Genomic DNA, 14526 nt, shown 5'->3' with positions numbered 1-14526 from the left:
GGCGTCGTGCTGGCGGTCAAACGATCAAGGGCCTGGCTCTCGATCTTGAGAACCAGGCCCTAACCTCGGGAACCCTGTCAGGGCGGCGGGCTTGAACCCACAGCCTTCTTCGTCCCGAAGCAGGCTCCCCCTCGCGGTCGGCCTTTCCCTGGGGTCGCATTCACAAATCGAAATAACTGTCGTCCGCAATGCCAGGCAAACTGTATACCAGCTGGGAATATCGTGAGACGGTCACGCCTCCGGGGTTATTCGTCACCTGTTATCGGCACCTCCGATCTGGCGAAATCATTCCCGGCTTCCCTTCCTGCGGGGAAGAGCGATTCCCGAGCCGTCCGCCCGCGCAAATGATCGCCGTCGCCGGAGCGAGGATTACGGCCATCACCGGTCGAGTCTCTGACGTGCGGGACCGTCGTCCCGTCCTGCCCGCACAGGTGACGTGAACGGCGTGCCGCGTGGCCCCGCTGGACGTCGGTGCAAGATTGGCCGCAGTCAATGGCAATTTTCGACATTTCTCCGGAATGTAGCCAAGTGCACATTACGCCCGATATGTGTTGATTTTCTGGAGCGGCTGATTAGCGTGGGTCGAGACGTCCGGTCATGAAGGGAGTAAGCATGCCTGTCACCCTGGGACGCTCCGAGGAGATCGTCGCTGCTTGGCGCGGCGGAACAGCGACCATCGAGGACAACCCGGCCGGCCCGCTGTTCATGAGCGAGTACGCCGAGTCGGAGATCACGATGGTTCGCGACGACACCCGGCGGCCGAGCTCGTGCACCGGCAACCGCACCATCCCCTGCTGCTGACCTCGAACCCCCCGGTCAACGCAGGACAGCACACCTGTCCACGAAAGGAGTAAGCATGCCCGTCACGCTGGGACGCTCCGAGGAGATCGTCGCTGCTTGGCGCAGCGGAACGGCGACCATTGAGGACAACCCGGCCGGCCCGCTGCTCACAGGTGAGTACGCCGAGTCGGAGATCACGCTGGCCCTCATGGACACCACCAAGAGGGCCAGCGCCTGCACCGCAGGTCGCACCGGCCTCTGCTGCTGATCAAGGAAGGTTGGACGTATGGCCGGGGAATTCGACCCGTCGCTGGAGTATTTGACCGCACCGGCGCTGGCCGGGCTGTCGGCCACGCTGGGATCGATCCCCGGCCTCACGCCTGCGGAGACCCAAGTGATCCACCAGGCGGCCGCCGAAGCATTGGAGGAGACCGTCCGTCTCAAGGTCAACCGCGTACTGCTGCTGGAACTCAACGCGGCCAGGATCAGTGGAAGGCTGACCGCGCAGACTCCACAGCTGCGGTGGCAGGAATGGAAGGCGACGGCCGCGAGGCCCGAGTTCTGGCGATCCATGGGGCAGCACTACCCCCCGATGCCGTCCAGGCTTGCCACGATCATCAGCAACCGGTGTGCCGCGGCCGAGGAACTGGCCCGCCGGTTCGCCGCCGACCGGGCGGCGCTCGCCGCGCTGCCGGGTGGCCTCCGCGGTGACCTGGTCCGGGTCGATTTCGGGGCGGGAGACAGCCATCGTGGCGGGCGCACCGTCGCCGTCCTGCACGGTTCGCAGGGGCAGGTCGTCTACAAGCCCCGCTCCCTCGCCGTGGACGAGGCACTGGCCCGGCTGATCGCCCGCCTGGCCGCCGAGTTGCCCGCCGGGACCGACATCCGCGTACCTGACGTGCTGGTCCGTGAGGGGTACGGGTGGGCGGAGCACATCGGGCACCGCTACTGCGCGGACGACGCGGAGCTGCGGTCCTTCTACCGCGGCATCGGGCACTGGCTGGCGCTGATGCGCCTGATCGGCGGCAGCGACCTGCACGCGGAGAACCTCATCGCGGCCGGATCTGCCCCCGTCGTCATCGACTGCGAGACGCTGTTCACCCCGCACGCCCCCGCCAAGCCCTCGGGGTACGGCGAGGCCGTGGACCTGGCGACCGACCTGCTCGGCGGGTCGGTGCTGCGCACCGGTCTTCTCCCCGGACGGGGCGTCTCGCTCGGCTGGCGCGGCGTCGACATGTCGGCCGCCGGCGCGCTGCCCGGCCAGCAGCCGTACACCGAGGTACCCGTCGTCGTCGACGCGGGCACGGACATGGCCAGAGTGGGGATGGCGCGGGCCGAGATGGGAGCGGTGGCCAACCACCCGAGCCCTGACCCGGTCCTCGCCCGCTACTGGGACCGGGTCCTGTTGGGATTCGTCGAGCTGACCGAGCGGCTCGACGCGCTGGACCGGGCGGGCGAGCTGGCCGGGCTGCTCGAGGACTTCGCCGACCGTCCCATCCGGGTCGTGCTCCGCGCGACCGAGGCCTACGCCGAGCTGGCCCGCATGCTGTGGCACCCGGTATCACTGCACGACGAGGTCACTGCGGTCGCCAAGGCCGCGCGGCTGCTGGCGCAGCACGCCGAGAACCTGCCCGGAGCACCGTCGGACCCCGAGGTGATCGACGCCGAGGTGGTCGAGCTGCTGACCGGCGACATCCCCTTCTTCGCCACATCGCCCGCCCGTGGTCGTCTGGACGGCCCCGGCGGAACCTCGTATGGAGACGAGCAGGACCTCATAGCGGACGCGCTGCGGCGCTGGCGCGATCGCGACGCCGCCCTCGATCGCGAGGTGATCCGGGCGGCCCTGGTCAGCGCTTACCTCAACGAGGGGTGGATGCCCGACAACAAGCCGATGGCCGCGCCCGTCATCCGGCAGCAGGACCTCGACGTGCGCCGGCGCCGGGTGGCCGCCGCCATCGCCCGCAGCGTGCTGGACGCGGCGGTTCACGGCGACGACGGCACGGTCACCTGGATCGCGCCGGTGCTCACCTCCACCGGCTGGTTCGTGCAGTCGCTGAGCCCTGACGTGTACGGCGGCGCGTACGGGGTCGCCATCCTGCTGGCCGCCTACGCGAGCGAGACCGAGGAGGGAAGGGCCGACAAGATGCCCGGCCTGGACAAGTTGTTGGCCGGTCTGCTCCGCACGATCACGATGGCCGAGGACCGGGACGCCGAAGAACGGCACACCGGGCCGCGGCGTCGCCCCGACCCGCCGGGCGGCTACGTCGGCATCGGCTCGCAGATCTGGAGCTGGCTGCTGCTGAGTGGGCTCGGCGCCGTCGGTTCCGCCGAAGCGGTCGCCCGGGCCTGTGCCCTGGCGGAGGAACTGCCCGAGGCGGTGGCCGCCGACGAAGGCTACGACCTGCTCACCGGCATGGCCGGCGCCATCGTGCCGTTGCTCCGCCTGTCCGAACGCACCGGCGACCAGCGGTGGTTCACCGAGGCCCGTCGCATCGGGGAGCGCCTGGTCGCACTGGCCCGCGTCGAGGACCGTGGAGCGTCCTGGCCCAGCGCCGCGTTCCCCCAGGGGATAGGCGGGGTCTCGCACGGCGCCACCGGGATCGGCTGGGCGCTGGCCCGGCTCTCCGACGCCGCCACGTCCGGCGGCGCCGAGTTCGGCACCCTGGCGGGCAAGGCGTTCATCTTCGAGGAGTCGCTGTACGACCCGGAGGGTAACGGATGGCGGGACCTGCGCGAAGTCGACGACCCCCGTGTCACCTCCAGCGCGTGGTGCCACGGAGGCGGCGGCATCGGCCTCGTCGCGGCCGACCGGCTGGCCCGCGAGGGCGACCCGCGCTGGCGGGACGTACTCCGCCGCGCCGCCGCGTCGTCCTGGTCGATAGGTCTCGGCTGGAGTCACACGCTCTGCCACGGAGACTTCGGCAACTGGGAGATCCTTTACCGCGCGATCGAGGCGGGTGTCGGGCCCGAACGGTTGACCCGTGAGACCCTCACCGCGCGGATGATCGGCGGCATCGACGAGCACGGGCCGGTCAGTGGCCTCGCCCGCGACGCCTTCACCCCGGGGCTGATGCCGGGCGTCGGCGGCATGGTCTACCAGCTGCTGCGGATGCATCCGGACAGCCCGCTCCCGTCCGTCCTGCTGCCCGACCCGGAGGGGTGAGCTGCGCTGAGAGTCGACTGTCCGTGGTGCTGGCCGACCCAGAGGGGTGAGCTGCTCTGAGCACCGACGACGAGCTGAACTCGCCGTACTGGCACCTGGCGGACCCCGACCGCGACGGCGGGCCCTGGCGGAACCTGCGGCGGCTGCCGCGCACCGTCCGCCCGGTGTTCGACATCGTCTGGCGGGCCGGACGGCGGCCCGCCCTCGCCATCCTCCTGCTGCTCACGGTGTCGGGCGTGGCGACGGCGTCCGGGCTGCTGGCCACCACCGCTGTGCTGGAAGAACTCCTCTCCGGAGGGCCGACCCCGGACCGGGTCATGGCGGCGCTCCCTGGCCTGGCGCTGCTGGTCGGCGTGTACGCGCTGCGCGGCGGCGTGGAGGCGGCCGTCACGCTGGCCCGGGCGCGCCTCGACCCCGCGGTGCGCAGAGCGGCCGAAGACGGACTGTTCTCCGCGAGCCTCGCGGTCGAGCTGACCGCGTTCGACGACGACGGCTTCTACGACCGGATGCACCGTGCCCGCGACCGGGGGCTGTACTACCTCGAACGGGCCACCGGCAACGTCGTCGAGCTGATCGGCGCCGCCTTCGCTGTCGCCGCGACCGCCATCGGCATCGGCGTGCTCCACCCAGTGCTGCTCGCCGTGCTCGTCCTCAGCGTGCTGCCCGAAGGCTGGGCCGTGCTGCGCGCGGCCCAGCAGGGCTACGAGGCGACCGCGCGCATGGTCACGCTCAACCGGCGGATCCTGATGCTGGCCGACCTCGCCACCGAGCGGGAGCCTGCGGCGGAGATCCGCGCCTGCCAGGCGCAGCCGTTCCTGCTGGAGGAGTACCGGCGGGTGGGGGACGTCCTGCGCGAGGAGGAGGTGCGTGTCGCCCTGGCCCAGGCGCGCACCCGCACGGCGGGCCGCGTGCTCGCGGGCGTGGCCACCGGGGCCACTCTCGTGCTGCTCGGGGTGCTGCTCCACATCGGCTGGATCCCGCTCGCCGTCGCCGGCACCGCCGTCATCGCGATCCGGACCGCCACCGCGGCGCTGAACCGTCTCGTCCTGGCTGCAAACCAGTTGTTCGAGCAGGCGCTCTACGTGAGCGACTACGAGACCTTCCTAGAGGACGCACGCACCCGCCGTCCCGTCGTGGGGGGCCTGCCCGTCCCGGCCGCACCCCGACGGATCGGTCTGCGTGGCGTCGCCTTCTCCTACGCGGGAGCGGGTGACGGCCGGCTCGCGCTGAGTGACATCGACCTGACCATCGACGCGGGGCAGACCATCGCGCTCGTCGGAGAGAACGGCTCGGGCAAGACCACGCTCGCCAAACTCATCGCCGGGCTCTACCGCCCCACGCGCGGCACCGTCACCTGGGACGGCCTTGACCTCGCCGAAATGGACGCCGCCGAGGTGGTCTCGCATGTCGTCATGGTCCTGCAGCATCCGGTCCGATGGCCACACGACGCCAGGGTCAACGTTCGGGTCGGACGCCACGACAAGGACGATCCCGGCGACGTCGCGTTGCGCACCGCTGCCGACCTCGCCTCCGCCAGCGAGGTCATCGACGGGCTCCCGCGCGGCTGGGACACCCTGATGTCGAAGAAGTTCCGCGGCGGCCAGGACCTGTCAGGCGGCCAGTGGCAGCGGCTGGCCGTCGCCCGCGGACTGTTCCGCGACGGTCACCTGCTGATCTGGGACGAGCCGACCGCCCCGCTCGACGCCAAGGCCGAATACGCCGTCTACGAGACACTGCGCCGCGTCGCCGCGGGCCGCACGGTCGTCCTGATCACCCACAGACTCTCCAGCGTCCGCAACGCCGACCGCATCTATCTGCTGCACGAGGGCCGGATCGCCGAACAGGGCACCCACGAGCAACTACTGGCCGCAGGCGGCCGCTACGCCGACCTGTACCACCTGCAAGCCCAGATGTACGGCACGTCACCCCCCATAACTCTCCCAACCCCCTGACCCCGGCGGCTTCCCCGCCCACCGCCGACCCCGCGTCCGTCCGGGGTGGGCCGACGGGGTGCCGTTCGTGGTGGCGCGTGCGCGGGGGCGTGGGATATGCCCTATGACCGTCCGGCGTTATAACGGCCTCGCTGTAGTCCCGGGGAAATTTCCAACAGATTTGCCTGACCTGCGGCGATACACAGGGCCTTCATGTTGATCACGATCTGGACGGGTGGGCGGGTCTGCCGACGCTCAACCCACGGTGTGGGCTGCGGCCGACCGCGCGGCGCTGGTGTGGAGGCGCGGCAGCACTGCGAGGTAGTGCTCGGAGTCCAGGACGGCCACCGCGCCGGAGCCGGTGGCGGTGGCGGCCTGCTTGTAGGTGGGGTCGATCACGTCACCGGCGGCGAAGACTTCGGGCAGGTTCGTGCGCGAGGAGGGAAGCTCAACCGCGATGGTGCCGTGCGGGGTGAGGGTGAGCTGGCCGTGCACCAGGTGCGTGCGAGGTCTGCGCCGATGGCAACGTAGACTCCGTCGACCGGCGGCGAGTGCCGGCTGCCGTCAGCGGTGTCGGTCAGCGTCAGGTCCTGCACGCGCTGCTCGCCGTCGATGGCGGTCACCATGGTGTTCCAGCGGAAGGTGATCTTCGGGTGGGCGAGTGCGCGGTCTTGCAGGGCAGCGCTGGCGCGTAGCCGGTCGCGGCGGTGGATCACAGTCACGGTGGCGGCGAAGCGGGTCCGGAACGTCGCCTCTTCCAGGGCCGAGTCGCCGCCGGCGACCGCGACGTGCTTGCCGCGGAAGAGCGCACCGTCGCAGGTGGCGCACCAGGACACGCCATGGCCGGACAGTCGCTCCTCGCTGGGGACGCCGAGTTTGCGGTAGGCCGAGCCGGTGGCGTAGATGACGGTGCGGGCCTCGTGAGTGCCGCCACTGCCCAGATGGGCGCGTTTGACGTCACCGGCCAGGTTGAGGGCGTGACGTCGTGATAGACGATCTCGGCGCCGAACCGTTCAGCCTGCTGCTGCAGGCGCTCCATCGGGTCGGGGCCCATGATGGGGTCGGGAAGCCGGGGACGTTCTCCACCTCCGTGGTCTTCATCAGCTCGCCTCCGGCGTCGACGGAGCTGGCGATCACGAGGGGACGCATATTCGCGCGGGCGGCGTAGATGGCGGCGGTCAGTCGGGCCGGGCCGGAGCCGACGATGAGGACATGGCGCATGGCCAGGAGACCTCCTGCCAGGTGAGGCGAAACGGAATAGGGGGGAGAGAGTGCAGGGGATGTCAGGCGGGGTCGCGCCGGGCCCACAGCAGCACCGGGATGAGCAGCAGGGACAGGATCCCGCCGGTGAGCGCCATGCTCGGGTAGCCGGTGGCGGCCATGACCATGCCGGAGGCGGCGCCGCCGCCGGCGCCGGACAGGGCGATGAGCACGTCGATGGTGCCCTGGACGCGGGGACGGTTGTGCGGCACGGTGGCGTCGACCACGAGGGCGGTACCGGCGATGAGCCCGAAGTTCCAGCCCAGCCCGAGCAGCGCGAGCGCGACGATCAGTAGGCCGAGGCAGTCGCCGGGCGCGAGGGCGGCGGTGATTCCGGCGGCCAGCAGGGTGATGCCGGAGGCGATCGCCATCGGGGTGCGGCCGATGCGATCGACCAGGATGCCGGTGACCAGCGACGGCAGGTACATGGCGCCGATGTGGACGCCGATGACGAGTCCGACCTGGCCCAGCCCGTGATGGTGGGCGCGCATGTGTACCGGGGTCATCGTCATGATGGCGACCATCGCGATCTGGGTGAGCGCCATGACGGTGGCGCCGACGTAGGCGCCCGTGCCGGGTTTGGGCACGCCGCCCTCGCCCGGTGTGCTGGAATGTTGGGCGGCGGCCGCCTCCAGCCGACGGGCCAGCAGCAGCGGATCGGGGCGCAGCAGGGCGACCAGCGCCGCCCCGGCGGCCGTATAGGCCACACCGGCCAGCAGGAACGGGCCGGCGAGGGCGGGGATACCCCAGCCGGCCGCCATTGAGCCGAGCGGTTCGACCAGGTTGGGGCCGGCCACGGCGCCGAGGGTGGTGGAGACCATCGCGACGCTGATGGCCTTGCCGCGCTGGGCGGGCAGCGCCAGGTCGGTTCCCGCGTAGCGGGCCTGCAGGTTGGTCGCCGTGCCGGCCCCGTACACCAGCAGTGCGCCGAACAGCAGCGGCACGCTGCCGGTCACCGCCGCGGCCACGACGCCGAACGCGCCGAGTCCGCCGGCGGTGAACCCGAGCCCCAGGCCGATGCGCCGGCCCCATCGCTGGCTGAAGCGCCCGACCAGGTAGGCCGCCAGTGCGGATCCGAGCGTGAACAGGGCCGCCGGGAGCCCGGCGAGGCTGTCGGTGCCGAGCATCTGCTGGGCCAGCAGCGCCCCGACGGTGACCCCGGCCGCCAGCCCCGCGCCGCCGAAAACCTGGCTGATCACGACCACGGTCAGGGTGCGCCGGTGCACCCGCCGACGCGCCGCCTCATCCACCTCGTCCAGCTCGCTCGCCGTGGCGGGCCGGGTACCAGGGTGCGGTGTCATGCTCGATCTCCTTACTCACGTGCCGATCGTGCGTGCCGGTGCCAGAGATCGGCGGCCTCGGTGGCCGGTTGGGGTGGTCCTGGTGTTCACAGGGTGATCGATGGGCGGGTCGCGGCCGGACGGCTCACGCGAGGGCGTTGAGGACGAGGTAGCCGTCCAGGCGGGAGACCTGGCCGGTGTCCGGGTCGGGCGGCAGGGGGTGGCCGAGGTCGCCTGCGCGGACTTCGCTGATCCACTGGTCGTGCTGGTACTCGTGGTTGATCAGGGCGACCAGGAGGTGGGTGGCGACGACGGTGAGCTGGGCCGGGGCGGCGACGCGGCCGGCGGCGATGTTGTTCATCCGGGCGTGTACGCGTTCGGCGACGGTGTCGCGGAAGGTGGTGAGCCGTTTGACGGTCGGCAGTGCGCCGCGGAACTTCTCGGGCTGTGCGGAGTCCATCAGCGCGTCCAGTTCCGGGTCGGGGCTGGGCTCGGCCGCGGTGAGGTTGCGGATCATGAAGTGGGCGACGTGGGCCTGGTGGCCGAGGTGCCAGCCGATGGCGCTGGAGTTCTCGCTGGGCCGCCAGGTCACCTCGTCCGGGCTGAGGTCCTTCCATAGTTCGTCGGTGTAGGCGCGGGCGCGATCGTACTCGCGCAGCAGTACTGCTACCTCGTGCATGGGTTACCTTCGCGTGATCAGAGCGGCGGTCTGCCCGTGGCCGGGAGTGTTCGCCGCCGGGGCGGACAGGGCGGTCAGGATGGCGCGGGCCGCGCGCTCGCCGGCGGCCAGCGCGCCTTCGACATGTCCGGCGTAGCCGGTGGCGGTCTCCGTGGACGCCCAGTGCAGCCGCCCATTCAGGGTCGGCTGCTGATATCGGGTGTGTCCGAAGAGGCTGTAGTCGGTCAGCCGGTGCACAGCGGGGGGGCGCCGTCGATTTGCACGTCCGCGCGGGCCCAGAACGATCACGTTTTCTGTCAGCAGCTCGGTGCTCACCTCTATGTCCGGCGCCAACGCGCGTGCTTTGTCGGCGGCAGCCTCCAGCGCCCCGGCGCAGTACTGCGTCTTTTCCATGCTGAACAGCAATTGCTCGCATACGTGCACGACCCGCAGGGCCAGCTTCCGGCGCCGGGCATCGGCGGCGGCCCATTCCACTGCCGCTATGGCTGGCGCGGACCCGTCCGTCCCGGCCACAATCGGTTTGGCCATCGCCCATCTCCTCACGAAGTGGGATCCGTTCCACTTCCAGCCTCCCCCAACATCGCTCCCTACATCCTGGGTACGAAGTCCCGGATGGAGGCGACCATGGGTCCCTACCTGCACAGATGGTGCGGGCGCTGAGGCCACTACCGCGGCCGACAGCCATCGCCTGGCCGACCTGAGCCCAGTGGCAGCCCGCGCGCTTCCCCCTGCCCCCATCAGCGGTGGACGACAGTCCGGGTCTCTACTCGGCGGAGCCTTCGGTGTTGCCGGGCGCGGCGGCGGTGACCTCGTTCAGCCGGTACAGCTCGACGGCCTTGCCGGGCGCGGAGGCGTCAAGCTCACCACGCTCGGCCAGTTGGGTGAGCACCCGCAGCACGATGGAGGGCGCGTCGATGTGGAAGTGGCGGCGCAGCGCCCCACGGGTGTCGGAGTGTCCGAAGCCGTCGGTGCCCAGGGAGGACCAGGGGGCGGGGACGAACGGTGCGATCTGGTCGGGCACCGTCCGCATCCAGTCGGACACGGCCGTCACCGGGCCCGGTTCGGTGGCCAGGCGGCTGGTGACGTACGGGATCTTGCGCGGTCGGCCGGGGTGGGCGAGGTTCCAGGCGTCGGTGGCGAGGGCTTCGCGGCGCAGTTCGGTCCATGAGGTCACTGACCAGACGTCGGCGCCGACGCCCCAGTCGTCGCGCAGCAGGTGCTGGGCCTGCAATGCCCATTGCACAGCGATGCCGGAGGCCAGGATCTGCGCTCGGGGCCCGTCGGTCTTCTCAGCTGGACGGTAGCGGTGCATTCCAGCGAGGATGCCGTCGATGTCGACGTCGGCCGGCTGCGCCGGCTGGGTGATGGGTTCGTTGTAGAGGGTGAGGTAGTAGAAGACGTTCTGATCCTCACCGTCGCGGGGTTCGCCGTACATCCGGCGCAGGCCGTCGCGGACGATGTGGCCGAGTTCGAAGGCGAAGGCGGCGTCGTAGGCGAGGCAGGCGGGGTTGGTGGAGGCCAGCAGCAGCGAGTGGCCGTCCTCGTGTTGCAGGCCCTCGCCGTTCAGGGTGGTCCGGCCGGCGGTGGCGCCGAGCAGGAAGCCACGGGTCATCTGGTCGGCGGCCGCCCACAGGCCGTCGCCGGTGCGTTGGAAGCCGAACATGGAGTAGAAGATGTAGATCGGGATCATCGTTTCGCCGTGGGTGGCGTAGGAGGTGCCGGCCGCTGTCCACGACGCCGTCGAGCCGGCTTCGGTGATGCCCTCGTGCAGGAGGACACCCTTGGTGTCCTCCTGGTAGCTGAGCATTAGTTCCCGGTCCACGGCGAGGTAGGTGTGCCCGTGCGGGGAGTAGATCTTCGCGGTCGGGAAGAGCGCGTCCATGCCGAAGGTGCGGGCCTCGTCCGGGATGATCGGCACGAACCGGTGGCCGATGCCGGGGTCTTTCATCAGGTCCTTGAGCAGCCGGACGAACGCCATCGTGGTGGCGACTTCCTGCCGGCCCGAGCCGCGGCCGGCGACCGCGTACGCCGCGGCGTCCGGCAGGCTCAGCAGGGGCTGGCGGGGCACGGTACGGGCGGGCAGATAGCCGCCCAGCGCATGGCGCCGCTCTCGCAGATACTCCAGTTCCGGCGCGTTCTCGGGCGGCCGATGGTAGGGCGGCAGTTTCTCGTCGAGGGCCGAGTCGGGGATGTCGAGGTAGAGCCTGTCGCGAAATGACCTGAGGTCGTCGAGGGTGAGTTTCTTCATCTGGTGGGTGGCGTTGCGGCCCTCGAAGTGCGAGCCGAGGGTCCAGCCCTTGATGGTCTTGGCCAGGATCACGGTCGGCTGGCCGGTGTGCTCCACGGCAGCCTTGTAGGCCGCGTACAGCTTGCGGTAGTCGTGCCCGCCGCGCTTGAGCCCCCAGATCTCCTCATCGGACAGGTGCGCGACCATGGCGGCCGTGCGCGGGTCGCGGCCGAAGAAGTGCTCCCGGACGAACGCCCCGGACTCGGCCTTGTAGGTCTGGTAGTCCCCGTCCGGCGTGCGGTTCATCAGGTTGACCAGCGCGCCGTCGGTGTCGGCGGCCAGCAGGGGGTCCCACTCGCGGCCCCAGATCACCTTGATGACGTTCCAGCCGGCGCCGCGGAAGAAGGCCTCCAGCTCCTGGATGATTTTTCCGTTGCCGCGGACCGGGCCGTCCAGGCGCTGCAGATTGCAGTTGATGACGAAGGTGAGGTTGTCGAGTTCCTCGCGGGCGGCCACGCCGATCGCGCCGAGCGCCTCGACCTCGTCCATTTCCCCGTCGCCGAGGAACGCCCACACCCGCTGTCGGCTGGTGTCCTTGATCCCGCGGTGGTGCAGGTAGCGGTTGAACCTGGCTTGGTAGATCGCGTTGATGGCGCCCAGGCCCATCGAGACGGTGGGGAACTCCCAGAAGTCCGGCATGAGCCGGGGATGGGGATAGGACGGCAGACCGCCGCCTGGGTAGGAGAGTTCCTGACGGAATCCGTCAAGCTGGTCGGCGGACAGCCTACCCTCCAGGAAGGCGCGTGCGTACATGCCCGGCGAGGCGTGGCCCTGGAAGTAGATCTGGTCGCCGCCGCCCTCGGCGGCGTGGCCGCGGAAGAAGTGGTTGAACCCCACCTCATACAGCGACGCGGCTGAGGCGTAGGTGGAGATGTGCCCGCCGACCCCAATGCCGGGCCGCTGCGCCCGGTGCACCATGATCGCGGCGTTCCACCGGATGTAGGCGCGGATGCGCCGTTCGATCTGCTCGTCGCCGGGAAACGGCGGCTCCAACTGCGGCGCGATGGTGTTGATGTAGTCGGTGCTGTGCAGGCTGGGCACCCCGACCTGGCGCTGCCGGGCGCGCTGCAGCATGCTGAGCATCAGGTATCGGGCCCGATTCGATCCGGCGTGGTCCACTACCGCGTCGAAGGACTCCAACCATTCCTGCGTTTCGGCGGGGTCCAGGTCGAGAAGCTGGCTGGGCAACCCGTCGCTGATCAGCGGTGGGCGCTGCATTTCTGAGGTCATGACGTCGGCCCTTTCTCTGAAAGCGTTGACCTTGCGACGTTCACCGGCACTGATGCGCACAACACCGGCCCGGACGGGGGCCGGGCTGCTCCGCTCGTGCTGCGAGACGGCAAAGCGCAGCCGGACCGGCGCCCGCGCCACGAGCGTGCGGCGCCGAAAAGGCGCCGGGCACTCTTTGACACGGTCCGGCATGCCAGGCCGCGATGCCGTGGCCTGGACCTGCGGCGGGTGCGGACGGCGGACCGGCCCGGTCGGTTACCTGTCGGCGTCTCCTGGCAGGCGATCATGGCAGGAGCCGATCAGCGAGGAGGATGCCGAGGGCGGGCAGGAGCACGACCTTGGCGCATTCAGCGGCGATGTAGGCCAGGTGGTGGTGCGATCGCGGTGGGCTCTGCCCCTGGATGAGATGTCGCGCCCGGCGATCCAGACCGGGCCGCAGAACGGCCACCTGGATGACCAGCAGCGTCCAGATGGCGATCAGCACCGTCGTCACGATGCCACCGAGGGTGACCTTGCCGGCGTTGCCGGCGAGCAGCGTAAGGGTGAGGGTGACGGCCAGGGCGAGTTCCGCGACGTTGAGGGCCCGGAAGACCAACCGGCCGATGCCAAGCCCGAGCGGCACGGTGATGCCGGGCGCGCGGAACTTCAGTGGGGTCTCCAGGAACGAGATCGCCAGCACCATGCCAAGCCAGAGGAACGGGACGGCGATCTGCGCCACGGCGGCAAGATGGGTGTTCACGGCTGACTCCCGACGTCGGGGGGCGGTGGGGCCTGCTGGCCGTGGACCGGCCCGGCCGCAGGGGCGATCTGTGCTAGGCACAGGTGAGGCCGGACGAAGGGCTGCAGACTGACCGTCGTGGGCGGGGCATCGACGTCGGCCAGGGCCCGGCGCAGCATGCCCAGGTGGATCGAGCAGACCACCTCCGGATGCGTCGCGGCGATGGCGCGAAACGGGCAGGCATGCAGGCGAATCAGCGTGCTGTCCCCGTCATGGGCGAGTTCGGGGTCGAAGCCGAGCTCGGCGAACACGGCGTTCACATGGACCGCTGCCTCGCTCAGCGTCGCCGTTGCGGCTGTCGGCGCGGGAAGGAGTTCGCGTTGTCCGCTCCAGGCCCAGCCGGCCTGTTCGGCCCGTTGCGCGCGTTCGTCGCGGTCGCCGGCCCAGTGCGCGGCAAGGAGCGCGGACAGCAGCTCGTAGCCGGTGTGCCCGCCGGGTGCGACGGCGTGGTTGGCCGGGCTGTAGAGCCGTCGCGGTCGTCCTCGCGCACCGGACTGGCCGGCCTGGCTTCGCACCAGCCCCGCATCGATCAGGACGTCGAGGTGGAAGCGGGCGGTGGTGACGTGCAGGCCGCATGCCGCGGCCAGCTCCCGCACATCCAACGGACCCTCGCTGGCCCGCAACACGTCCAGCAGCCGCAGCCGGCTGGCGACGGCGAGTGCCCCGTGCGTCTGGGTTCGTTCGATCGCTTGATTGTTGTCCACCCCTCCACCGTATTAAAAATGATGCTGATAGTCTAAAAATGGTTCGCTAGCGCGATGTCTGGCAGGAGGAGACCTATATGACCTATGTGATCGCGGAGCCGTGCATCGATGTCCTCGACCGGGCTTGCGTCGAGGAGTGCCCGGTCGACTGCATCTACGAGGGTGCGCGAGCGCTGTACATCCACCCCGATGAGTGCGTGGACTGCGGTGCGTGCGAGCCGGTCTGCCCGGTGGAGGCGATCTTCTACGAGGAAGACGTGCCGGCGGCCTGGTCGGAGTTCACCGCCGACAACGCCAGATTCTTCACCGAACCGCTGCCTGGTGCGGTCGCGGCGTTGGGCTCCCCGGGCGGGGCAGCCAAGCTCGGCCGAGTAGGGGTGGATACCCCGCTGGTCGCCCGGCGCCCGAGTCACGCCTGAGACCGATTCACTGCG

11 protein-coding genes and 1 pseudogene are annotated in these 14526 nt (G+C 70.2%); 5 read left to right on the top strand and 7 right to left on the bottom strand.

What is annotated here, in order from left to right:
- Positions 1-612: 612 nt before the first annotated feature.
- The 4 genes from ACIBO2_RS51805 (at position 613) to ACIBO2_RS51790 (ending at position 5895) form a co-directional block, all read left to right on the top strand.
- Positions 613-801 (top strand): DUF6229 family protein, encoded by a 189-nt coding sequence (locus ACIBO2_RS51805; protein WP_225302757.1) that lies wholly within the window; start codon positions 613-615, stop codon positions 799-801.
- A 55-nt stretch (positions 802-856) separates the two neighbouring features.
- On the top strand, positions 857-1048 hold the full coding sequence (locus ACIBO2_RS51800) for a DUF6229 family protein (RefSeq protein WP_225302756.1): 192 nt from the start codon (positions 857-859) through the stop codon (positions 1046-1048).
- An 18-nt stretch (positions 1049-1066) separates the two neighbouring features.
- Entirely contained in the window at positions 1067-3943 is a 2877-nt protein-coding gene (locus ACIBO2_RS51795) for a type 2 lanthipeptide synthetase LanM family protein (protein ID WP_397304742.1), read from the top strand.
- A gap of 164 nt (positions 3944-4107) precedes the next feature.
- Positions 4108-5895: an ABC transporter ATP-binding protein gene (locus ACIBO2_RS51790; protein WP_358547870.1), complete on the top strand. Its 1788-nt coding sequence runs from the start codon at positions 4108-4110 to the stop codon at positions 5893-5895.
- Positions 5896-6129: 234 nt separating this feature from the next.
- Here the strand turns inward: ACIBO2_RS51790 and ACIBO2_RS51785 are convergent.
- The 7 genes and pseudogenes from ACIBO2_RS51785 to ACIBO2_RS51755 form a co-directional block, all read right to left on the bottom strand.
- Positions 6130-7095, bottom strand: a pseudogene (locus tag ACIBO2_RS51785) (NAD(P)/FAD-dependent oxidoreductase).
- 62 nt (positions 7096-7157) lie between these two features.
- Positions 7158-8435 carry an MFS transporter gene (locus ACIBO2_RS51780; RefSeq protein ID WP_397304741.1) on the bottom strand — a complete coding sequence of 426 codons (1278 nt, stop codon included), beginning with the start codon at positions 8433-8435 and terminating at the stop codon, positions 7158-7160.
- A 124-nt stretch (positions 8436-8559) separates the two neighbouring features.
- Positions 8560-9093, bottom strand: a complete 534-nt coding sequence (locus ACIBO2_RS51775; RefSeq protein WP_397304740.1) for a DinB family protein — start codon at positions 9091-9093, stop codon at positions 8560-8562.
- A gap of 3 nt (positions 9094-9096) precedes the next feature.
- A complete protein-coding gene (locus ACIBO2_RS51770; RefSeq protein WP_397304738.1) occupies positions 9097-9621 on the bottom strand; it encodes a universal stress protein in 525 nt (174 codons plus the stop codon).
- A gap of 235 nt (positions 9622-9856) precedes the next feature.
- On the bottom strand, positions 9857-12610 hold the full coding sequence (gene aceE / locus ACIBO2_RS51765) for a pyruvate dehydrogenase (acetyl-transferring), homodimeric type (protein ID WP_397304737.1): 2754 nt from the start codon (positions 12608-12610) through the stop codon (positions 9857-9859).
- 283 nt (positions 12611-12893) lie between these two features.
- On the bottom strand, positions 12894-13349 hold the full coding sequence (locus ACIBO2_RS51760) for a hypothetical protein (protein ID WP_358547859.1): 456 nt from the start codon (positions 13347-13349) through the stop codon (positions 12894-12896).
- Positions 13346-14092 (bottom strand): helix-turn-helix transcriptional regulator, encoded by a 747-nt coding sequence (locus ACIBO2_RS51755; protein ID WP_397304735.1) that lies wholly within the window; start codon positions 14090-14092, stop codon positions 13346-13348. Before ACIBO2_RS51755 ends, ACIBO2_RS51760 begins: the two co-directional genes overlap by 4 nt.
- Before the next feature lie 77 nt (positions 14093-14169).
- On the opposite strand from ACIBO2_RS51755, the gene fdxA reads away from it, so the two are divergent.
- The gene (gene fdxA / locus ACIBO2_RS51750; protein WP_358547852.1) at positions 14170-14511 is read left to right on the top strand and encodes a ferredoxin; all 342 of its coding nucleotides are present in this window, start codon (positions 14170-14172) and stop codon (positions 14509-14511) included.
- Positions 14512-14526 lie beyond the last annotated feature (15 nt).

The organism is Nonomuraea sp. NPDC050022, from assembly GCF_044460705.1.
Classification (GTDB): domain Bacteria; phylum Actinomycetota; class Actinomycetes; order Streptosporangiales; family Streptosporangiaceae; genus Nonomuraea.
Note: the sequence above shows the minus strand (reverse complement) of the source record. Positions and strands in the feature narration are given on the sequence as shown.

Bases quoted from the DNA above. Each gene is read 5' to 3' on its own strand.
- aceE (WP_397304737.1), bottom strand. From the start codon at position 12,610: ATGACCTCAGAAATGCAGCGCCCACCGCTGATCAGCGACGGGTTGCCC.
- fdxA (WP_358547852.1), top strand. From the start codon at position 14,170: ATGACCTATGTGATCGCGGAGCCGTGCATCGATGTCCTCGACCGGGCT.
- ACIBO2_RS51780 (WP_397304741.1), bottom strand. From the start codon at position 8,435: ATGACACCGCACCCTGGTACCCGGCCCGCCACGGCGAGCGAGCTGGAC.
- ACIBO2_RS51795 (WP_397304742.1), top strand. From the start codon at position 1,067: ATGGCCGGGGAATTCGACCCGTCGCTGGAGTATTTGACCGCACCGGCG.
- ACIBO2_RS51775 (WP_397304740.1), bottom strand. From the start codon at position 9,093: ATGCACGAGGTAGCAGTACTGCTGCGCGAGTACGATCGCGCCCGCGCC.
- ACIBO2_RS51770 (WP_397304738.1), bottom strand. From the start codon at position 9,621: ATGGCCAAACCGATTGTGGCCGGGACGGACGGGTCCGCGCCAGCCATA.
- ACIBO2_RS51805 (WP_225302757.1), top strand. From the start codon at position 613: ATGCCTGTCACCCTGGGACGCTCCGAGGAGATCGTCGCTGCTTGGCGC.
- ACIBO2_RS51800 (WP_225302756.1), top strand. From the start codon at position 857: ATGCCCGTCACGCTGGGACGCTCCGAGGAGATCGTCGCTGCTTGGCGC.